This is a genomic window from Streptomyces sp. NPDC048481, assembly GCF_043200075.1.
GTDB lineage: Bacteria > Actinomycetota > Actinomycetes > Streptomycetales > Streptomycetaceae > Streptomyces.
This window is the reverse complement of sequence record NZ_JBICXC010000002.1, coordinates 194,962-215,090: the sequence shown is the minus strand read 5'-3', so window position 1 is coordinate 215,090 and position 20,129 is coordinate 194,962. Positions and strand designations below refer to the sequence as shown.

Annotated in this window: 20 protein-coding genes and 1 tRNA gene; 13 read left to right on the top strand and 8 right to left on the bottom strand. The window is 72.9% G+C overall.

Annotated elements, in window-relative coordinates; all coding sequences use genetic code 11:
• Window positions 1-2 precede the first annotated feature (2 nt).
• Entirely contained in the window at window positions 3-1,886 is a 1,884-nt protein-coding gene (locus ACGFSH_RS07255; RefSeq protein ID WP_393345834.1) for a tetratricopeptide repeat protein, read from the top strand.
• Between the two features lie 363 nt (window positions 1,887-2,249).
• Window positions 2,250-2,323 (top strand) — tRNA-Met (locus ACGFSH_RS07250).
• 92 nt (window positions 2,324-2,415) lie between these two features.
• Here the strand turns inward: ACGFSH_RS07250 and ACGFSH_RS07245 are convergent.
• The 3 genes from ACGFSH_RS07245 to hisN all read right to left on the bottom strand — a co-directional run bounded on the left by ACGFSH_RS07245 (window position 2,416) and on the right by hisN (window position 4,280).
• Entirely contained in the window at window positions 2,416-2,832 is a 417-nt protein-coding gene (locus ACGFSH_RS07245; protein ID WP_069771680.1) for a Fur family transcriptional regulator, read from the bottom strand.
• Window positions 2,833-2,879: 47 nt separating this feature from the next.
• A complete protein-coding gene (locus ACGFSH_RS07240) occupies window positions 2,880-3,317 on the bottom strand; it encodes a CBS domain-containing protein (RefSeq protein WP_329413422.1) in 438 nt (145 codons plus the stop codon).
• A gap of 162 nt (window positions 3,318-3,479) precedes the next feature.
• The gene (gene hisN / locus ACGFSH_RS07235) at window positions 3,480-4,280 is read right to left on the bottom strand and encodes a histidinol-phosphatase (protein WP_393345831.1); all 801 of its coding nucleotides are present in this window, start codon (window positions 4,278-4,280) and stop codon (window positions 3,480-3,482) included.
• Between the two features lie 170 nt (window positions 4,281-4,450).
• On the opposite strand from hisN, the gene ACGFSH_RS07230 reads away from it, so the two are divergent.
• A complete protein-coding gene (locus ACGFSH_RS07230) occupies window positions 4,451-5,134 on the top strand; it encodes a TetR/AcrR family transcriptional regulator (RefSeq protein ID WP_393345829.1) in 684 nt (227 codons plus the stop codon).
• Here ACGFSH_RS07230 and ACGFSH_RS07225 read toward each other — a convergent pair.
• The 4 genes from ACGFSH_RS07225 to ACGFSH_RS07210 all read right to left on the bottom strand — a co-directional run bounded on the left by ACGFSH_RS07225 (window position 5,091) and on the right by ACGFSH_RS07210 (window position 8,736).
• On the bottom strand, window positions 5,091-5,414 hold the full coding sequence (locus tag ACGFSH_RS07225; RefSeq protein ID WP_393345827.1) for a DMT family transporter: 324 nt from the start codon (window positions 5,412-5,414) through the stop codon (window positions 5,091-5,093). The two genes, ACGFSH_RS07230 and ACGFSH_RS07225, sit on opposite strands and share 44 nt — an antisense overlap.
• Before the next feature lie 108 nt (window positions 5,415-5,522).
• Window positions 5,523-6,533 carry a ribosome small subunit-dependent GTPase A gene (gene rsgA / locus ACGFSH_RS07220; RefSeq protein WP_393345825.1) on the bottom strand — a complete coding sequence of 337 codons (1,011 nt, stop codon included), beginning with the start codon at window positions 6,531-6,533 and terminating at the stop codon, window positions 5,523-5,525.
• 11 nt (window positions 6,534-6,544) lie between these two features.
• Window positions 6,545-7,885: a 3-phosphoshikimate 1-carboxyvinyltransferase gene (aroA, locus tag ACGFSH_RS07215; protein WP_393345823.1), complete on the bottom strand. Its 1,341-nt coding sequence runs from the start codon at window positions 7,883-7,885 to the stop codon at window positions 6,545-6,547.
• 128 nt (window positions 7,886-8,013) lie between these two features.
• Entirely contained in the window at window positions 8,014-8,736 is a 723-nt protein-coding gene (locus ACGFSH_RS07210) for a M50 family metallopeptidase (RefSeq protein ID WP_393345821.1), read from the bottom strand.
• A 50-nt stretch (window positions 8,737-8,786) separates the two neighbouring features.
• Between ACGFSH_RS07210 and ACGFSH_RS07205 the strand changes: the two genes are divergently transcribed.
• The 10 genes from ACGFSH_RS07205 to ACGFSH_RS07160 all read left to right on the top strand — a co-directional run bounded on the left by ACGFSH_RS07205 (window position 8,787) and on the right by ACGFSH_RS07160 (window position 18,944).
• On the top strand, window positions 8,787-9,602 hold the full coding sequence (locus ACGFSH_RS07205; protein WP_393345819.1) for an SOS response-associated peptidase: 816 nt from the start codon (window positions 8,787-8,789) through the stop codon (window positions 9,600-9,602).
• Between the two features lie 76 nt (window positions 9,603-9,678).
• Entirely contained in the window at window positions 9,679-10,314 is a 636-nt protein-coding gene (locus tag ACGFSH_RS07200) for an alpha/beta family hydrolase (RefSeq protein ID WP_393346935.1), read from the top strand.
• A 315-nt stretch (window positions 10,315-10,629) separates the two neighbouring features.
• On the top strand, window positions 10,630-11,325 hold the full coding sequence (sigR, locus tag ACGFSH_RS07195; RefSeq protein WP_393346933.1) for an RNA polymerase sigma factor SigR: 696 nt from the start codon (window positions 10,630-10,632) through the stop codon (window positions 11,323-11,325).
• Window positions 11,322-11,624: a mycothiol system anti-sigma-R factor gene (gene rsrA / locus ACGFSH_RS07190; protein WP_329413430.1), complete on the top strand. Its 303-nt coding sequence runs from the start codon at window positions 11,322-11,324 to the stop codon at window positions 11,622-11,624. Before sigR ends, rsrA begins: the two co-directional genes overlap by 4 nt.
• A 142-nt stretch (window positions 11,625-11,766) precedes the next feature.
• Window positions 11,767-13,077: an HD-GYP domain-containing protein gene (locus ACGFSH_RS07185; RefSeq protein WP_393345817.1), complete on the top strand. Its 1,311-nt coding sequence runs from the start codon at window positions 11,767-11,769 to the stop codon at window positions 13,075-13,077.
• The gene (locus tag ACGFSH_RS07180; RefSeq protein ID WP_393345815.1) at window positions 13,074-14,345 is read left to right on the top strand and encodes an HD-GYP domain-containing protein; all 1,272 of its coding nucleotides are present in this window, start codon (window positions 13,074-13,076) and stop codon (window positions 14,343-14,345) included. The genes ACGFSH_RS07185 and ACGFSH_RS07180 overlap by 4 nt, the downstream gene beginning before the upstream one ends.
• 105 nt (window positions 14,346-14,450) lie before the next feature.
• Complete coding sequence (locus ACGFSH_RS07175; RefSeq protein ID WP_069771692.1) at window positions 14,451-15,431, top strand: hypothetical protein; 981 nt, start codon at window positions 14,451-14,453, stop codon at window positions 15,429-15,431.
• A gap of 112 nt (window positions 15,432-15,543) precedes the next feature.
• Window positions 15,544-16,194 carry a peptide deformylase gene (def, locus tag ACGFSH_RS07170; protein WP_393345812.1) on the top strand — a complete coding sequence of 217 codons (651 nt, stop codon included), beginning with the start codon at window positions 15,544-15,546 and terminating at the stop codon, window positions 16,192-16,194.
• A gap of 330 nt (window positions 16,195-16,524) precedes the next feature.
• Window positions 16,525-17,577 carry an epi-isozizaene synthase gene (gene cyc1, locus ACGFSH_RS07165; protein ID WP_393345810.1) on the top strand — a complete coding sequence of 351 codons (1,053 nt, stop codon included), beginning with the start codon at window positions 16,525-16,527 and terminating at the stop codon, window positions 17,575-17,577.
• Window positions 17,574-18,944 (top strand): cytochrome P450, encoded by a 1,371-nt coding sequence (locus tag ACGFSH_RS07160; protein ID WP_393345808.1) that lies wholly within the window; start codon window positions 17,574-17,576, stop codon window positions 18,942-18,944. The genes cyc1 and ACGFSH_RS07160 overlap by 4 nt, the downstream gene beginning before the upstream one ends.
• Window positions 18,945-18,954: 10 nt before the next feature.
• Here the strand turns inward: ACGFSH_RS07160 and ACGFSH_RS07155 are convergent, their stop codons facing one another.
• Entirely contained in the window at window positions 18,955-19,920 is a 966-nt protein-coding gene (locus tag ACGFSH_RS07155) for a GlxA family transcriptional regulator (RefSeq protein ID WP_393345806.1), read from the bottom strand.
• Between the last annotated feature and the right edge of the window lie 209 nt (window positions 19,921-20,129).

The following is a 20,129-nucleotide window of genomic DNA, read 5'->3' as shown; positions in this document are numbered from 1 at the left end:
CGATGGACGTTATGGGGGACAAGGCAACTCTGTTCGAGACAGGGCGGTTTGTGCAGCCTTCCGGTGAGGAAGCGACCCCGGACGAGAGCCGGGACGAGACGGTGGACGCCGTCGAGACGGGGGAGGCCGTCGAGGAGATGCGCCTGCGACTCGCGGCACGAGCCGGCGACGTCGAGGCCGTGAGCGTCCTCGGGGCCATGCTGCTGCGCCGCGGCGACCTCGACGGAGCCGAACCCCATCTCCGTGCCGCCACCGCCGAGGGCGACCGGGCGGCCGCCAACAACCTGGGCGTCCTCCTCCACCAGCGGGGCTACCCCGACGAGGCGGCCGGCTGGTGGCGGGTCGCCGCCGTCGCCGGCTCCGCCGCCGCGGCGCACGCGCTGGGCCGCCACTGCCGGGAGTGCGGCGACGAGCCGGCCGCCGAGTACTGGCTGCGCCAGTCCGCCGAACAGGGGCACGCCCTGGGTGCCTACGCCCTCGCCGACCTCCTGGAGCACCGCGGCGACGCCGGGGCCGAACGCTGGATGCGGGCCGCCGCCGAGCGCGGCCACCGGGAAGCGGCCTACCGGCTGGCCCGGGCCCTCGACCTGAAGGACCACGAGCAGGGCGGCGAGCCGGGCGAGCGGGGACCGGCAGGCGGCGCGGCGGACGGACGCGGACAGGACGACGGCGTCGCCGCGCGGTCGGACGCCGAGCAGTGGTACCGCCAGGCCGCCGCGCGCGGACACCGCCGCGCCGCGCTCCACCTCGGGGCGATCCTGGAGAAGCGGGGCGACCTCAAGGAGGCCGGTCGCTGGTATCTGACGTCCGCCAAGGACGGCGAGGCGCGCGCCGCCTGCGCGCTCGGCTTCCTGCTGCGCGACGCCGGAGACACCGAGAACGCCGCGATCTGGTGGCTGCGGGCCGCGCAGGAGGGCGACGGCAACGCGGCCAACGCGCTCGGCGCGCTGCACGCCGAGCGCGGCCAGACCCAGACCGCCGAACGCTGGTACCGGGCCGCGATGGACGCCGGCGACGACAACGGGGCCTACAACCTCGCCCTGCTCTGCGCCGAGCAGGGCCGCACCGCGCAGGCCGAGCAGTGGTACCGCCGCGCCGCCTACGCCGGGCACCGGGAGGCGGCCAACGCACTGGCGGTGCTGCTGCTCCAGGGCGGCGACACCGCCGGGGCCGAGCCCTGGTTCTCCAAGGCGGCCGAGGCGGGCAGCGTCGACGCCGCGTTCAACCTCGGGATCCTGTTCGCCGGGCGGGGCGAGGAGACGGTCGCGCTGCGCTGGTACGAGCGGGCGGCGGCCGCCGGGCACACCGAGGCGGCGCTCCAGGTCGGCATCGCGCGCCTGCGCGACGGTGACGAACAGGAGGCCGAGCGGCATCTGCGCTGCGCCGCGGGCGGCGGCAGCGCGGAGGCGGCATACCGGCTGGCCGCCCTGCTCGACTCGCGCCGGCCGCCGCAGCCCGCGCACGAGCTGGGGGAGATCGTGCACGAGAAGACCGAGTGCGAGGAGTGGTACGAGCGGGCGGCGACGCAGGGGCACCGGCGCGCGCAGGTGCGGGTCGGGATGCTGGCCGCCGCCCGGGGCGACGTGGTGGAGGCGGCGCGGTGGTACCGGACGGCCGCCGAGGCCGGGTCCCGCAACGGGGCCTTCAACCTCGGGCTGCTGCTCGCGCGGGAGGGCAGCGAGCCCGAGGCGGCCGTGTGGTGGACGCGGGCGGCCGACGCCGGTCACGGGCGGGCGGCGTTGCGGCTGGCCCTGGTCTACGCGCGTCGCGGGGAGCTGGCGGAGGGACAGCGGTGGGCGGACCGGGCGGTGTCGCTCGGGCCGGCGGAGGTTGCCGAGCGGGCGGCGCGGTTGCGGGACGCGTTGCGGGAGGAGTTGTCCGCGTGACGGTGCCCTGGGCTTGAGGGGGGTCTGGGGCCCTCCGCCGGGGTGAGGCCGTTCTCGGCTCACCCTGGGTGAGGGGCGTCGGCTCTGTCCTCCCGGCCGGGTGGGTGCGGCGCGGTCGGCTGTCGTGCCGTACAGCGGTTGCCGCCCCCGTCGCCCCTTCCCGCCCGTCCCCGGGGGCTGCCGCCCCCGGACCCTCGCTGTCGGCCCTGAAAGGGCCTCGTCCTCAAACGCCGGACGGGCTGAAGAGGCCGGGGAGGCTGAGGAGTCGGACCTCGGCCTCACGCGTCGGACGGGCGGAACGCTTGGTGCGTGGGTATTGATTTGCCTTTGGGGTCGGCCTTCACGTAACGTTGCATTCATCGACGCGGGGTGGAGCAGCTCGGTAGCTCGCTGGGCTCATAACCCAGAGGTCGCAGGTTCAAATCCTGTCCCCGCTACTGAAGGCCGAGGGCCGGAATCCGAAAGGGTTCCGGCCCTCGGTCGTGTTGGCGGCAGGGCCCGTGCTCGCGGCGGTCGCCGCGAGGCGCAGTCAGGCCGTGGCGCAGTCGGGGCAGAGGCCGCGGTAGGTCACCTCGACGTCGGAGACCGTGAAGCCGAAGCGTTCCGAGTCCGGGAGGTCGGCCAGCGGGTTGCCGCTCGGGTGGACGTCCTTGATGGCGCCGCAGCGGGCGCACACCAGGTGGTGGTGCGGGCGGTGCGCGTTCGGGTCGTACCGCTTGGCACGCCGGTCGGTGGCGACCTCGAGCACCTCGCCGAGGGAGACCAGTTCGCCGAGCGTGTTGTAGACGGTCGCCCGGGAGATCTCCGGCAGCCGGACGACGGCCCTGGCGTGCACCTCGTCGGCCGTCAGATGGACGTGCTCGCCGTCGAGCACCTCGGCCACGACGCGCCGCTGCGCGGTCATCCGCCATCCGCGGCCACGCAGTCGGTCCAGAAGGTCACTCATGGTTTCAGCCTAACAGTCGGGCGACCAGGTCCCGAACGGGTGTGACTTTAGATTCTGGCCTGGCTTGGACCGAGTCCACTGTAGGACGGCGTACGGGTTTGGTCGGGCCTCCGGGCCGGGAGCCAGCAGCGGATGATGTCGCGCACGGAGACGATGCCGGCCGGTCCGTGCTGGTCGAGGACGATCAGATGGCGGAAGCCGCCGTGGGTCATCGCCCCGGCCGCCTCCTCCAGCGTCCAGGTCGGGGCGGCGAAGACCACGTCGTCCGTGGTGTGGGCGTGGGTGCGTTCCGTGTCGGGGTCCTGGCCGAGGGCCACCGAGACGAGGATGTCGCGCTCGGTGAGGATGCCGATGCCGCCGGCGTCCGGGTCCAGGACGACCGCCGCGCCGACCCGGCGGGCGGCCATCAGGGCGGCGGCCTGACGGAGGGTGTGTGCGGGGCCGATGGTGAGGATCACCGTGCTCATGGCGTCACGGACGAGCATGGCTGGAGCCACCTCCTAGGATCCCTCGCCGCGCGTGCGGGGATTCACAAGTTCACAAGTGGGCGGTGCTGTCAGCGTGACAGGTAAAGCCGGGGTCAACAAGAGGGCGCGCGCGTCCAATTGAGGGCGCGCGCGCTCATCTGTGGCTCGTGGAGGCGTTCGTCAGTAGCGCTGGTTGAGGTGGTCCAGCAGGTCGTCGTGGAGCAGGCCGTTGGAGGCCGCGGCGTTGCCGCTGTGCGGGCCGGGACGCCCGTCGAGGCCGGTGAACGTGCCGCCCGCCTCCGTCACCACGATCGCCGTGGCCGCCATGTCCCACAGGGAGAGTTCCGGTTCGGCGCACATGTCGATCGAGCCCTCGGCGACCATCATGTACGGCCAGAAGTCGCCGTACGCGCGCGTGCGCCACACCGCGCGGGTGAGGTCCAGGAAGCCGTTGAGCCGTCCGCGCTCCTCCCAGCCGCCGAGCGAGGAGTAGGCGAAGGAGGCGTCCGACAGCTCGGACACGCGGGAGACGCGCAGCCGGGTCGCGGCGGACAGGCTGCGGCCGCTGTAGGCGCCGTGCCCCTTCGCCGCCCACCAGCGCCGGCCCAGCGCGGGCGCCGAGACGACGCCGACGACGGGCTGGAAACCGGTCTCGCCCGCCTCCATCAGCGAGATCAGGGTCGCCCACACGGGAACGCCCCGCACGTAGTTCTTCGTGCCGTCGATCGGGTCGATCACCCAGCGGCGCGGGCCGGTGCCCTCGACGCCGTACTCCTCGCCCAGGATCGCGTCCCGGGGACGGGCGCGCTGGAGCTGGCCGCGGATCAGCTCCTCGGCGGCCTTGTCGGCCTCGCTCACCGGGGTCATGTCCGGTTTCGTCTCGACCTTGAGGTCGAGGGCCTTGAAACGGTCCATCGTCCCGGCGTCGGCGGCGTCCGCGAGGACGTGCGCGAGTCGGAGGTCGTCGAGGTAGTCCGGCATGGGACGAACCGTATCCGGCGCGGGCGAGCGGAGGCCACACGGGACCGCGGGACGGACACCCCGCGCGCGGGGGAGCGGTGCGGCGACCGCCGGTCCGGCCGCGAACCCTTGACAGTGCTCCCCCACGCGTCAAACCTGGGGCGCAGAGCCGCTCGCCCCGGGAGGCGAAGATGCCTGCAGCGCGGGAATCCCTGCTGGACGCCGCTTTCGCGGCGCTTGCGCTACGGCCGTGGGCCGCGGTGCGGATGGTGGACGTGGCCGTGGCGGCCGGGGTGTCCCGGCAGACGCTCTACAACGAGTTCGGGAGCAAGGAGGGCCTCGCGAGGGCCCTGGTCCGGCGCGAGGCCGACGGCTACCTCGCCGGGGTCGACCGGGCGCTGGCCGTGCACGGCGACACCCGGGACCGGCTCGCTGCCGTCGCCGAGTGGACCGTCTCGGCCGCCCGCGACAGCGTGCTCGTGCGGGCCGTCCTCACCGGCTTCTGGAGCGAACGCCTGCCCGCGCCGACGCTCTCGGCGGTCCCGTCCTCCTCCGCCGTGCCGGCGCAGCGGCGGGCGGACGGGCCGCTGCCCTCGCCCGGCGAGCTGGTGGGCGCCGTCCGCGACCGGGCGGTGGCCGTGTTCTCCGGGCCCGGCGCGCTCCGGGCGGACACCGCAGAACTGGCCCGCTGCTGCGAACTCGCCGTCCGCCTCGCGCTGTCGTGCGTGGCCGCGCCGCCGCCGGCCGAAGACGGCGTCGCCGACCTGGTGCGCGGGGCCCTGCACCGACGCCACAGGAACCAGGGGCAGACGCCCGCCGCCGGGGCGGGGCCTAGTGAGCCGAGCCCGACAGCTGCAACCCGATCACCCCTATGATCACCAGGCTGATCGAGACGATCTTCAGCGTCGACACCAGGTCGCCGAGGAAGACCATGCCGTAGATCGCGGTGCCGGCCGCGCCGATGCCCGTCCACACGGCGTAGGCGGGACCGACGTCCAGCTTCTTCAGGGAGAGGGTCAGCAGGCCGAAGCTGCCCAGGGCGAAGGTGCAGAAGGCGATCGTCGGCCAGAGCCGGGTGAAGCCGTGGGACAGCTTGAGACAGACGGCGAAACCGGTTTCGAGCACTCCGGCCACGACGACCAGCAGCCACGCCATGTGCTGTCCCTCCGTTTGACCGGCCCGGTCCGGCTCGGTGCGATTATGCACTTGCCGGACTCGGGGCGGCGCAAACAACGCGGTGGTCAGTGGACCGTTCGTCGGTGGTCAGTCGCCCTCGGTGCGTTCCCGCGTGGACAGCAGGCGGCGCAGGGAGTACAGCCGCGCCGGGTCGGCGTGACCGTCGGCGACCCAGGCGTCCAGCGCGCAGTCCGGCTCGTCGTGGCTGCACGCGCGCGGGCAGCCCTCGGTGCCCGGCACCAGGTCGGGGAAGGCGAGGATCACCCGCGACGGGTCGACGTGGTGCAGACCGAAGGAGCGGATGCCCGGGGTGTCGATCACCCAGTCGTCCGTGCCGGCCAGCGGCAGGGCCAGCGCCGAGGTCGTCGTGTGGCGGCCGCGGCCCGTCACCGCGTTGACGTGGCCGGTCACCCGCCGCCGCTCCAGCGGGACCAGCGCGTTGACCAGCGTCGTCTTGCCGACGCCCGAGTGGCCGACGAACGCCGTGGTCCGCCCGGCCAGCAGCTCGCGCACCCGCTCCGCCGCGTCGCCGTTCTCCAGCTCCTCGCGGCTGGTCACGACGTAGGGGATGTCGAGGTCGCCGTACAGCTCCAGCAGCTTGTCCGGGGAGGCCAGGTCCGACTTCGTCATGACCAGCAGCGGCGTGAGGCCGCCGTCGTACGCCGCGACCAGGCAGCGGTCGATGAGCCGGGGGCGGGGCTCCGGGTCGGCGAGGGCGGTGACGACGGCGAGCTGGTCGGCGTTGGCCACGACGACCCGCTCGTAGGGGTCGTCGTCGTCCGCGGTGCGGCGCAGCACCGAGGTGCGCTCGGCGATGCGGACGATGCGGGCCAGGGTGTCCTTCTTGCCGGACAGGTCGCCGACCAGGGCGACCCGGTCGCCCACCACCGCCGCCTTGCGGCCCAGCTCGCGGGCCTTCATGGCGAGGACGATCCGGTCGTCGACCAGACAGGTCAGCCGGCCCCGGTCGACGGTGAGGACCATGCCGTCGGCGGCGTCCTCGTGCTTGGGGCGGGTGTGCGTGCGAGGCCGGTTGCCCTTGCGGTTGGGGCGGCTGCGGATGTCGTCCTCGTCGGTGTGCTTGCCGTAGCGGCGCATGGCGAAAGTCCCTATACCCCGAGCATCCCGGTCCACAGTTCGGGGAAGTCGGGCAGCGTCTTCGCCGTCGTGGCCACGTTCTCGATCTGCACGCCCGGCACGGCCAGGCCGATGATCGCGCCGGCCGTCGCCATGCGGTGGTCGTCGTAGGTGTGGAAGATCCCGCCGTGCAGCCGGCGCGGCCGGATGTGCAGACCGTCGGCCGTCTCCGTGACGTCGCCGCCCAGCTCGTTGATCTCCTTGGTCAGCGCGGCCAGCCGGTCCGTCTCGTGCAGCCGCAGATGCGCCACGCCCCGCAGGGTGGACGGGGAGTCGGCGAGGGCGGCGACCGCGGCGACGCCCGGGGTCAGCTCGCCGACGTCGCCGAGGTCGACGTCGATGCCGTGGATCGAGCCCGAACCGGTGAAGACCAGTCCGTAGTCGGCCAGTTCGCAGGAACCGCCCATCTCGGTGAAGATCTCGCGCAGCCGGTCACCCGGCTGGGTGGTGCGGGCCGGCCAGTCCGGGACGAGCACCCGCCCGCCCGTCACCAGCGCCGCCGCCAGGAACGGCTGGGCGTTGGACAGATCCGGCTCGATGGTCAGGTCCCGGCCCAGCAGAGCGCCCGGCGTGACCCGCCAGACGTTGGGCTCGCCGCCCGACTCCGGGCTGTCCACCTGGGCGCCCACCGCACGCAGCATGTCCACCGTCATCCGGATGTGCGGCACCGACGGCAGCGAGGAGCCGATGTGCCGGACCTCGACGCCCTGGTTGAAGCGCGGCGCGGACAGCAGCAGCGCGGAGACGAACTGCGACGACGACGAGGCGTCGATCTCCACCGTGCCGCCGTCCAGCCCGCCCGAGCCGTGCACGGTCAGCGGCAGGGCGCCGCGGTCGTCGTCCTCGATGCGGGCGCCGAGCACGCGCAGCGCGTCGATGACGCCGTTCAGGGGACGCTCGTACGCGCGCGGGTCGCCGTCGAAGCGGACGGGGCCGTCGGCGAGGGCGGCGACCGGCGGCAGGAAGCGCATCACGGTGCCCGCGTTGCCGACGTCGACGGTGGCGGGCCCGCGCAGCCCCGCGGGCAGGACGCGCCAGGCCTCGCCGGCGCGGTCCTGGCCGGCCGCCACGGAGGAGCTGGACGAGACCGTCTCCTCGATGCCGACGCCCATCTCGCGCAGGGCCGCCGCCATCAGCAGGGTGTCGCGCGAGCGCAGCGGGCGGCGCAGCCAGCCCGGCTCGGAGGCGAGCGCGGCGAGGACGAGGGCGCGGTTGGTGACGGACTTCGACCCCGGCACGTGGACCGTCGCGTCGACGGCCTCGCTCGCGTGCGGGGCGGGCCAGAGGGCGGTGTGGGCGGGGTTCACGGGCATGCGCCCACTTTAGTCCGCGGCCGGGATCGGGGTGCGTCGCCGTCCGGCCCGCCGCCGGCCGCGACCGCCCCCGGACGCCTGCCGCGCGCGGCCCCGTCCCGTGCCCTCGCGAGGACCGCCCCGGCCCGTCACAGGCCGAGCAGCCACCTGCCCCCGCCGAGCAGCGCGCACAGGCTCACCGCGTGGAACAGGAACAGCCACAGGCCGGCCGGCACATGGGTCAGCCGGGACAGCTGGTCGGCGTCGGAGTCGCCCGCGCCGCCGCGCGAGCGCTTCGCCTGGAGCTCGAAGGCCGGGCGCACACCGCCCAGCAGCAGGAACCACACCACCGCGTACGCGAAGGCCGCCTGCACCTGGGGGCCGGCCAGCCAGGACACGAGCAGGAAGGCGCCGCCGGTCAGGACGACGGTCAGCGCGCCGTAGGCGTTGCGGATCATCACCAGCATCACCAGCAGCAGCGCCGTCGCCGCCCAGAGCAGCAGGGTGATGCGCCCGGCGCCCAGCAGGGCCGCGCCGCCCAGGCCGAGCAGCGGGGGAGCGGTGTAGCCGGCGGCCGCGGTGAGGATCATGCCGAGTCCGTGCGGCTTGCCCCGGCTGACGGTCAGGCCGCTGGTGTCGGAGTGCAGGCGTATCCCGGTCAGCTGACGCCCGGTCAACAGCGCGACCAGGCCGTGGCCGCCCTCGTGGGCGATGGTGATGGCGTTGCGGGAGAGCCGCCACAGGCGGTGCGGCACGACGACCGCGAGGGCCGCCACCGCGGTGGCGATCACCACCCACAGGTCGGGGTCGGTCTGGGTGCCGACGAGCCGGTCCCACAGACCGGGCAGCGCGAGGGCGGCGGTGCTCTCCATAGTGTCGGGTGGCTCCCGTTCTCTCCGAGGAATCTGGCAGTGTGGCACGTATGTGCGGACGGTATGCAGCGAGTCGCAGGCCCGAGGATCTCGCGGGAACCTTCGGGATCGAGACGTGGGAGCCCCAGGAGTCCCTGGAGCCCGACTACAACGTGGCCCCGACCAAAGAGGTCTACGCCGTTCTGGACCGCCCCCTGAAGGACGCCGGCGACAAGCGCCCGGTTCGCCAGCTGCGCCGGCTGAAGTGGGGGCTGGTCCCGTCCTGGTCGAAGACGCCCGAGGGCGCGGCACGGATGATCAACGCCCGCGCCGAGACCGTCCACGAGAAGCCCTCGTACCGGCGGGCCTTCGCCGCCCGGCGCTGCGTCCTGCCCGCCGACGGCTACTACGAGTGGGTCACCGGCGTCCAGGAACGGGACCTGGAGGTGGAGGGGAGGAAGAAGCGGCCCCGCAAGCAGCCCTACTTCGTCCTCCCGGCCGACGGCTCGGTCTTCGCCATGGCGGGCCTGTACGAGTTCTGGCGTGACCGGACCCTGCCCGACGACCATCCGCAGGCCTGGTGGGCGACCTGCTCGGTGATCACCACCGAGGCCGAGACCTCCCCGCTCGCCGTGGCCCCGGCCGACGGCCCGCACGCCCTGGCCGACATCCACCCCCGGATGCCGCTGATGCTGACCCCGGACCGCTGGGACGCCTGGCTCGACCCGGCGCGCACCGACGCCGACGACCTGCGCGCGCTCCTCGAACCCCCGCCGGCCGGGCTGATGCGCGCCTACCCGGTGTCCACGGCCGTCAGCAACGTCCGCAACAACGGACCGGAGCTGCTCAAGGAGCTGGAGGGGCCCGAGGAGGGCACACTCTTCTGATGTGACGAACGAGACGGGCGCGACCGGCCTGGCCGCCGGGGCCGGCGGGCCCCGCGCGACGCAGGCGACGGTGACGGTGACGGTGACGCAGGAGACGGTCGAGACCGGGACGGGCACCGCCCGCCTCACCTGGCACCGAGCCGGGACGCCGCGGCTCGTCCTCGCGGTGAGCCACGGCGCCGGGGGCGGCGTCGAGGCCCGGGACCTCCAGGCCCTCGCGGCCGTGCTGCCCGCTCACGGGGTCGCCGTCGCGCTCGTCGAGCAGCCCTGGCGGGTGGCCGGCAAGAAGGTCGCGCCCGCGCCGAAGACCCTCGACGCCGGCTGGCGCGGAATCTGGCCCGCCGTCGTCGCGCCCGGGCTGCCGGTGATCGCCGGGGGCCGCTCGGCGGGCGCGCGCGTGGCCTGCCGCACCGCCGCCGAACTCGGCGCCCACGCCGTGCTGGCGCTCGGCTTTCCCCTGCACCCGCCGGGCAGACCCGAACGCTCCCGCGCGGACGAACTGCTCGGGGCGGGACGGCCGACCCTCGTCGTCCAGGGCGCCAAGGACCCCTTCGGCACGCCCGCCGAGTTTCCCGAGGGCGCCCACGAACTCGTGGAAGTCCCCTACGCGGACCACGGGTTCGCCGTGCCCAAGCGCGCACCCGTCACCCAGGAGCAGGCGCTGGACGTCGTCACGGCCGGGGTCGTGCGGTGGGCCGGGTCACTCATGTGAACGGGTGGGAATGTGCCGGGGACGGGTGCTGTTGAGGCGGACAGAAGTGCTGAGAGACAGGCACCGACGTCAGTGGGAGAGGAAGTCCGCCGCATGGGTTCGACCATCTGCCCGCCCGCCACCCACCACCCGGTGGACGGGCTGCGCCCGGCAGAGTCAGAGTCCGACAAGGGCCGCGCCGACCGCGCCGACCTGGACTGGACGATTCTGCATGCGGCCAAGGCCACGCCTATTCGAGCGGCGGTCGGCACGGGTAGTCGTCTATCCTCCGATTCGAGTGGGATCGGTTTCGGTTCCGCGCGCGATCTTGAGGAGGTGGGTCCGGTCACCGGTACCGACGCAGGGACCGACAACGGCCAGGCGGAGCTGCCCGAGGGCCAGGGAGTGAGCGGGGAGGCCGGGGCGGAGTCCAGCGCCGAGCGCACCGCGCGCTTCGAGCGCGACGCGCTGGAGTTCCTCGACCAGATGTACTCGGCCGCGCTGCGCATGACGCGCAACCCCGCGGACGCCGAGGACCTGGTGCAGGAGACCTACGCCAAGGCGTACGCGTCCTTCCACCAGTTCCGGGAGGGCACGAACCTCAAGGCCTGGCTGTACCGGATCCTCACCAACACCTTCATCAACTCGTACCGCAAGAAGCAGCGCGAGCCCCAGCGCTCGGCGGCCGAGGAGATCGAGGACTGGCAGCTGGCGCGCGCCGAGTCGCACATGTCCACCGGTCTGCGCTCCGCCGAGTCGCAGGCGCTGGACCACCTGCCCGACTCCGACGTGAAGGAAGCGCTCCAGGCCATCCCGGAGGAGTTCCGGATCGCCGTGTATCTCGCGGACGTGGAGGGCTTTGCGTACAAGGAGATCGCGGACATCATGGGGACACCCATCGGCACGGTGATGTCCCGGCTGCACCGGGGCCGCCGTCAACTGCGCGGCATGCTGGAGGACTACGCCCGTGAGCGCGGGCTGGTCCCGGCCGGCGCCGGAGAGTCGAACGAAGCGAAAGGTTCGGGCTCATGAGCTGCGGAGATCCGCACGAGACGGACTGCAGTGAGGTCCTCGACCATCTGTACGAGTACCTCGACAGCGAGATGCCGCCGCTGGACCGCGACAAGTTCCAGCACCACTTCGAGGAGTGCTCCCCCTGCCTGGAGAAGTACGGGCTGGAGGAGGCCGTGAAGAAGCTGGTCAAGCGGTGCTGCGGGCATGACGACGTGCCGAGCGACCTGCGCGCCAAGGTCCTCGGGCGGCTGGATCTCATCCGCACCGGCCAGACCGTCCCCGAGCACGACGTGACCGCCACGCCGCAGGAGTCCTGACCCCGGCGCACCCGGGACCGCGCAGGACCCGGACACCGTCCACGTCACCCGAATGTGCTAATCCGCGGGTGATACGCCCGCGAAGCCGCCCCCGGCCGTCCTAGGCTCCTGAGCCCGGACAGGCACGGCTGGGGGAGGCGTCATGGAAGGGATTCCGGCGCGGGCGCGCGTCTACGTCGCCTGTGCCGCCCTGGGCGCGCTGCTCTGCCTGCTTCCGCCGCCCGGCCCGCGGACCCCCTGGTGGGCCGTCGCCCTGCTCGCCGCCCTGTACGCCGCGGGCGAGCAGATCGCCCGGCGCAGGTTCGCCGGCACCTTCCACCCCGTGCTGCTCGCCGGGGCCTTCCTCCTCGCCCCGGCCGCGGCCGCCCTGGTGCCGCTGCCCGGAGCACTCTTCTCGCACGTCGAGCAGCCTCCCGCCGCGCTGCGCAGGATCTGGCGGGCCGCCCAGTCGGCGCTCGCCGTGTGGGCCGCGTCCCGGGTGCACGGCGCGCTCGGCGGCCGCGAGGCCGTGGCCGGCTCCGACGTGCCCCACGCCCTCGCCCCGGCCGGCGCGGCCGTGCTGGTGTTCTGCGCCGCGCTCGCCCTCCTCGACGGCGGGATGCTCGCGCTGGCCGAGCGCCTGCCGCTGCGGCAGGCCTGCCGCGGCCTCTTCCTGCGCTCCCTCGCACCCCTCGCCGTGCACGGACTGGCCGGGCTGATGACGGCCGTCCTGTGGCGCAGCCCCTACGGCCCCGTCGCCGCCCTCCTCGTGCTGTTCCCGATGGGCGTGTCCTGGTGGGTGTTCGCGCAGTACCACCGCGAGCGCGCCGCCCACCAGGCGACGATCCGCGCGCTGGTGCAGGCCGTCGACATCAAGGACGGCTACACCCGCGGACACAGCGAACGCGTCGGCCACGCCTCCATGCTGATCGCCCGCGAACTCGGCATGGACGAGACCCGCGTCGAGATGCTCCGCTTCGCCGGCATCCTGCACGACGTCGGCAAGCTCGGCGTCCCCACCCGGCTGCTGCGCAAGGACGGGCCCCTGACCCCCGAGGAACGGCGGGTGATCGAACTGCACCCCGAGTACGGGCACGAGATCACCCGGGGCATCTCCTTCCTCGGCGAGGCCCGCTCGGCGATCCTGCACCACCACGAACGCATCGACGGCACCGGCTACCCGTACGGCCTGGCGGGCGCGCAGATCCCCGAGCCCGCGCGCGTGGTCGCCGTCGCCGACGCCTTCGACGCGATGACGTCCACCCGCTCCTACAGCCGCGCCCGGCCGGTCGAGGCGGCCCTCCAGGAACTGCGCCGGTGCGCGGGATCCCACTTCGACCCCCGGATGGTCACCGCGCTGGCCCGGGTCGTCGAACGGGACGGCTGGCGTCCGGTCGTGACCGCCGAGGAGACCCGGCCCGCCCTTCCCGCGCCCGCACGGCCCTCGGGCGACCGGTCCGGGGCGCGCCGGTGACCGCCCGCCACACCCTCCTCGCGCTGCGCGCCGCCGCGGCCCTCCTCGTCGCCGGCTGCCTCCTCGCCACGTTCTGCGCCGGCGTGGACCAGCGGCCCATGGCGCTCGCCTTCGGCGTCCTCGTCGCCGTGGGTGAGCTGCCCCTCCTGGACCCCCGGCTCCTCCCGGTCGAGACGCCCGCCGACGGGCCCGGACCGCGAGAGCGCGCGCCGCTCGGCGCGGCCGGCGGGCTGGCGTACGCCCTGGTCGGGGAGCACGCCGGCCACCCCACCCACCACGGGGTCGCCCAGGTCGTCGTGGTCGTGGCCGCCGCCTCCCTGCTGGGCGGCGTGCCGTACCTGGCGCGCGGCGAGGGCCCCGTCGTCGACCACCTGGTCCGGCGCGTCCTGGCCGTCGGGTTCGCCGCCGTCTGCTTCCAGCCCCTCTACAACCGCGGGGTGTTCGACCACTGGAGCGGTCCCGCCTACGCGCTGCTGCTGCTCGCGCTGCTGGTCCTGACCGTGCTGTGCGACGCGGTGGTCGCCGCCGCCCTCGCCTGCTCGCGCACCGGCTGGCCGTTCGGCCCGCTGCTGCTGGACGAACTGCGGGCGGTGCCCGGGATCGGCTCGGCGGTGTGCGCGACGGGCGCGGTGATGGCGCTCGCCGTCGCCGTGGTCGGGCTGTGGGCGCTGCCCGTGTTCTCGGTGCCGCTGCTGCTCACCCAGCTCTCCCTGCGCCGCTACGCGGCCGTGCGGGCGACCTACCGGCAGACCATCGCCTCCCTGGCCCGCGCCACGGAGATCGCCGGATACACCCCGGCCGGGCACGCCCGCCGGGTCGCGGCCCTCAGCCAGGCCGTGGGCCGCGAGCTGCGGCTGCCCGAGCCCGAGCTGACCGTCCTGGAGTACGCGGCCCTGATGCACGACATCGGCCAGCTCAGCCTCGTCGACCCGGTCCCGGCCGGGGCCACCGCCGGGCGGCCGGCCGCCGAGCAGCGCCGGATCGCCCTGCTCGGCGGGGCCGTGGTCCGCCAGACCGGCGCGAGCGCCCAGGTGGCGGCCGTGGTCGAGCGGCAGGCCGACCCTTACCCGGAGCAACCGGTCGCGGCCCGGATAGTCCGGGCGGTGAACGCATACGACGAGAAGGTTCGGGGCAGCGGTCCGGGCGGGGCCCTGAGCGCCCTGGAGGAGCTGCGGCTGGGCACCGGAGGGGAGTACGCGCCCGAGGTGGTCGAAGCACTGGCCGGCGTGCTGTCCAAAGGCCGTCTGACCTTGCCCGCGGGTGGGTAACCCATGGGTAATGAGCGGCCCTGCGGCCACACGTGGTTGGATGCGAGGGAGAGAGTGTCCGGGGGCACTGGCCAGCCCACAGAACGGAACTGGCAGGCGGGAATCGTGAGGATCTTCGGCAAGGGACGGCACCGGCCCTCCGCCTCCTGGCGGCAGGCCACCGACCGCGCGTTCACGCTGATCGGCGACGGGCGGTACGAGGACGCGGGCGCGCTGCTGACACGTGCCGCCGACCTGGAGCCCTGGCTGTCGGAGTCCTGGTTCAACCTCGCCCTGCTGCACAAGTTCCGGCACGACTGGGAGCAGGCCCGCACGGCGGGTCTGCGGGCCGTCGCGCTGCTCGACCGCGGGGCCGGGGCCCCCGACTGGTGGAACGTCGGCATCGCCGCCACCGCGTTGCAGGACTGGCCACTGGCCCGCCGCGCCTGGCAGGCGTACGGGCTGCACGTGCCCGGCGAGGCCACCGGCGCGGGCGAGCCCCTCGGGATGGAGCTGGGCAGCGCGGCCGTGCGGCTGTCGCCGGAGGGCGAGGCAGAGGTCGTGTGGGGCCGGCGTCTCGACCCGGCCCGCATCGAGGTGCTGTCGATCCCGCTGCCGTCCTCCGGGCGGCGCTGGGGCGAGGTCGTGCTGCACGACGGGGTGCCCCACGGCGAGCGCACCACCTCGACCGGCCACTCCTACCCGGTCTTCGACGAGATCGAGCTGTGGGCCCCGTCCCCGGTGCCGACCTGGGTGGTCCTGCTGGAGGCGGCGACCGAGTCCGACCGGGACGCGCTGGAACAGCTGGCCGCCGACGCCGGATTCGCGGCCGAGGACTGGTCGTCGTCGGTGCGGCTGCTGTGCCGGATGTGCTCGGAGTCGCGGATGCCCTCCGACGAGGGCGACGGCGAGCACCTGGATCCGCACGACCACAGCGAGCCGGGGCATCCGGGCCCGCTCGGCCACCGCACCGACGGGCAGCTGTGGGTCCCCGAGCGGGAGTGCGGGGTGGCCGCGCCGGCCTCGCTGGTGCGGGGCCTGCTGGACGGGTGGGTCGCCGACAGCCCCGATTCGAGGGACTGGCGGGACCTCGAAGAGGTGTGCTGACCCTCCTCGAAGGGGTCCCGGCCGACCACGGCCCGCGCCTTCACGGGGTGCGCTGCCCGTACCCTGTATCGAGCATCCACCCCCTGTCTGTTCGAGGAAGGCATCGTCGGTCATGGCCCAGCAGGACACCGATCAGCAGCACGCGGGCGTGCTCCCCGTGGACGACGAGGGCTTCGTCATCGACACCGAGAAGGCGCAGGAGCGCGAGCTGGCCTGGCGTGAGGCCGGCACCTCGCGGCCGATCACCGTCGTCGGCAACCCGGTGCTGCACAAGGAGTGCGCCGACGTCACCGCGTTCGACGAGGAGCTGCGCAAGCTGGTCGCGGACATGTTCGCCTCGCAGCACACCGCCGAGGGCGTGGGCCTGGCCGCCAACCAGATCGGCGTCGGCCTGAAGGTCTTCGTCTACGACTGCCCCGACGACGAGGGCGTGCGGCACACCGGCGTCGTCTGCAACCCCAGGCTCGTGGAACTGCCCGCCGACCGGCGGCGGCTGGACGACAGCAACGAGGGCTGTCTGTCGGTGCCGACGGCGTACGCGCCGCTCGCCCGCCCCGACTACGCCGAGGTCACCGGGCAGGACGAGTACGGCAACCCGATCAAGGTGCGCGGCACCGGGTACTTCGCACGGTGTTTGCAGCACGAGACGGACCATCTGTACGGGTACCTGTACATCGACCGGCTGTCCAAGCGGGAGCGCAAGGACGCCCTGCGGCAGATGGCCGAGAACGAGCCCCGCTACCCCGTGGTGGCCAACGACTGAGTTCGGTCCGCCTTCACACGACGCCTGGCCGGGATGCCTCCCGGCCAGGCGTCGTTCGTGTGTCCGTAGGACGTTCGATCGTTTACGCGCATCTACCGCACATCTGCTGATCCATAACCAGTCACCTGGGGGCGGATTCTCAGCATCTTGGGGTAGTGAATGAAGCAAATCCGTTCCCAGAACGGTCAGTTGTAGTGCTGAATGGGAAGTGCGGGGATACGCAACGGCGCACGCCCGGCACGGCGGGAGGGGTGTGCGCCCACTGGCGGCTGAGAGGGGTTGTTCGTGCCAGCTTTCCCATACAGCACCACATACAGCACCACTGCGACGGTGACCGCGCCCGCGGTGCCACCTTCGCTCTCTCTTCCGGTCATCGAGGCGGCGTTTCCCCGGCAACTGCATCCGTATTGGCCCCGGTTGCAGGAGAGGACCCGCTCCTGGCTGCTGGAAAAGCAGTTGATGCCGGCGGACAAGGTCGCCGAATATGCCGACGGTCTGTGCTATACGGACTTGATGGCGGGCTACTACCTCGGCGCACCCGACGAGGTGTTGCAGGCCATCGCGGACTACAGCGCGTGGTTCTTCGTCTGGGACGACCGGCACGACCGTGACGTCGTGCACGGCCGCGCCTCGTCCTGGCGGCGACTCAGGTTCCGCTTGCACGCGGCACTGGACTCACCGGGGTCCCATCTGCGCCATCCGGACCCGCTGGTGGCCGGACTCGCGGACGGCGTGGCCCGGCTGTACTCCTTCCTTCCCGACACCTGGAACGCGCGCTTCGCCCGTCACTTCCACACGGTGATCGAGGCGTACGACCGGGAATTCCACAACCGGGTCGAAGGAAGGGTGCCCGGAGTCGAGGAATATCTCGCGCTGCGGCGGCTCACCTTCGCGCACTGGATCTGGACCGATCTCCTCGAACCGAGTGCGGGGTGCGAACTCCCGGCCCCGGTGCGCAAACACCCGGCCTATCGGCGGGCGGCCCTGCTGAGCCAGGAATTCGCCGCCTGGTACAACGACCTGTGCTCATTGCCAAAGGAACTCGCGGGCGACGAGGTGCACAATCTCGGAATCTCCCTCATCACTCATGAGGGAATGACTCTGGAACAGGCCGTGGAAGATCTGCGCGGACGCATCGACGCCTGCATAGCGGAATTCATGGTCGTGGAGAAGGACGTCCTGCTTCTCGCCGACCGGCTCGACGACGGAACAGTGCGCGGAAGGAAACTCGCCGCCGCCGTCAGGGCCTGCCTCGGAAATATGCGCAACTGGTTCAGTTCCGTCTACTGGTTCCACCACGAGTCCGGCCGTTACATGGTCGACAGCTGGGACGACCGGTCCACGCCCCCGTACGTCAACAACGAAGCGGCAGGTGAGAAATGACCGTCGAGTCGGTGAAACCCGTGACCCCCGGGACCGGGGAACCGAGTGAGCCACCGGTGGCCGGTGGCGGGGTCCCGCTCCTCGGGCACGGCTGGAAACTCGCCCGTGACCCGCTGGCCTTCCTGACCCGGCTGCGCGACCACGGCGACGTCGTGCGCCTCAGGCTCGGCCCCAAGACGGTGTACGCCGTCACCTCGCCGGAACTCACCGGGGCCCTCGCGCTCAGCCCGGACTACATCATCTCCGGGCCCCTGTGGGAGTCCCTGGAGAGCCTGCTCGGCAAGGAGGGCGTGGCCACGGCCAACGGGCCGCTCCACCGCCGCCAGCGGCGCACGATGCAGCCCGCGTTCCGGCTCGACGCGATCCCCGGCTACGGGCCGATCATGGAGGAGGAGGCCCACGCGCTCGTCGCACGCTGGTCGAGGGGCGAGGTCCTCGACGTCACCGCGGAGGCCTTCCGGGTGTCGGTGCGCATCTCGGCCCGCTGCCTGATGCGCGGCAGCTACATGGACGCCCGGTCCGAGCGCATCACCTCCGCACTGGCCACGCTGTTCGCCGGCATGTACCAGCGCATGGTCGTGCCGCTCGGACCGCTTTACCGGGTGCCGGTTCCGGCCAACCGCGAATTCAACCGCGCGCTGGCCGATCTGCATCGGCTGGTCGACGAGATCGTCGCCGACCGCAGGGCATCCGGTCAAAAACCGAACGATTTGCTGACGGCTTTGCTGGAGGCGAAGGACGAGAATGGCGACCCCATCGGGGAACAGGAGATCCACGACCAGGTCGTCGCGATACTCACCCCGGGCAGCGAAACCGCCGGTTCCGTGGTCATGTCGTTGCTCCATGTGCTCACCGAGCACCCGGATCAAGTGGACAAGATCCGTGAAGAGGTGAAAAACGTTGTCGGAGACCGGCCGGTCGCATTCGCCGACGTCCGAAAGCTCCAGCACACCGCCAATGTCGTCGTCGAGACCATGCGGCTGTATCCCGCCGTATGGATATTGACCCGGCGCGCGGTGACCGACACGCAGCTCGGCGGATACCGCATTCCCGCCGGAGCCGACATCGTCTACAGCCCGTACGCGGTTCAGCGCGACCCGCGGTCCTACGAGCGGCACACCGAGTTCGATCCCGACCGCTGGCTGCCCGGCCGGTCCGCGAACGTGCCGAAATACGCCATGACGCCGTTCGGCGTCGGCAATCGCAAGTGCCCCAGCGACCACTTCTCGATGGCCGAGCTGACGCTGATCACGGCGGTGGTGGCGAACGCGTTCCGCTTCGAGCCGGCGCCCGGCTCCGACAACCGGACGCACATCGGCATCACGCTGCGGCCTCGCCGGCTGCTGCTGCGGGCGATACCGGGGTGAGGGCCGCGGCTCAGGCCACGGCCTGCGGACCGCGGAACGTGCGGCGGTAGGCGTTTGGGGTCGTCCCCAGCGCCTGCACGAACTGGTGGCGCAGCGCGCCCGCCGTGCCGAACCCGGCACGCCAGGCGATCGCGTCCACGGTCTCGTCCGTCGCCTCCAGCAGGTGCTGGGCCAGCAGCACCCGCTGGCGCAGCAGCCACCGGTAAGGGGTGGTGCCCGTCTCCTGCTGGAAGCGCCGGGCGAAGGTGCGCGGGGACATGTGGGCGCGGTCGGCGAGCTTCTCGACGGTGACCTCCTGGTCGAGGTGCTGCTCCATCCAGGCCAGGACCTCGCCGACGGTGTCGCACCGCGAGCGCGGCAACGGCCGCTCGATGTACTGGGCCTGGCCGCCGTCCCGGTGCGGCGGCACCACCATCCGCCGGGCGATCCGGTTGGCGATCTCCGGGCCCTGCTCCTTGCGGACGATGTGCAGACAGGCGTCGATGCCCGCGGCCGTCCCGGCCGAGGTGATCACCGGGTCCTCGTCGACGTAGAGCACGTCCGGCTCGACGCGCGTGCGCGGGTACTGCCGGGCCAGCTGCTCGGCGTGCCGCCAGTGCACCGCGCAGCGCCGCCCGTCCAGCAGGCCCGCCGCGGCCAGCACGAACGCGCCGGAGCAGACGCTGAGCACGCGCGTGCCTCGCTCCACGGCCCGGCGCAGGGCGTCGAGCAGCTCCGGCGGGAACTCCCGGCCGGCGTACGTGTCCCCGGCGGGCACGGCGATCAGGTCGGCGCTCTCCAGCCGCTCCAGGCCGTGCCGGGTGTTCATGGTGAACCCGGCGTGGGTGCTCAGGGTCGGCCCTTCCGCCGAGGCGACGGCGAAGTCGTAGACCGGCAGCCCCTCGTCGCTGCGGTCGATCCCGAAGACCTCGCAGACGACGCCGAGTTCGAAGGGGTGCACACCGTCCAGGAGAATCGCGGCGACGTTGTTCAGCATGCCGCCAGTGTGCACCCGAAGTGGCAGTAATTTGAAGGTGTGCGGCAGTCCTGCCACTGTCAGGAGTGTCCGGCGCGTACGACGCTTACCTCATGAACGCACTCAGTGAGTACCTCACCGTCCTGGCCGTCGCCCTCCTCCTCGCGGGTCCGGCGCTCATGGGAATTCGCCACGAGCGCCGGATCGACCGTCGGATCGAGGCGGCGCGG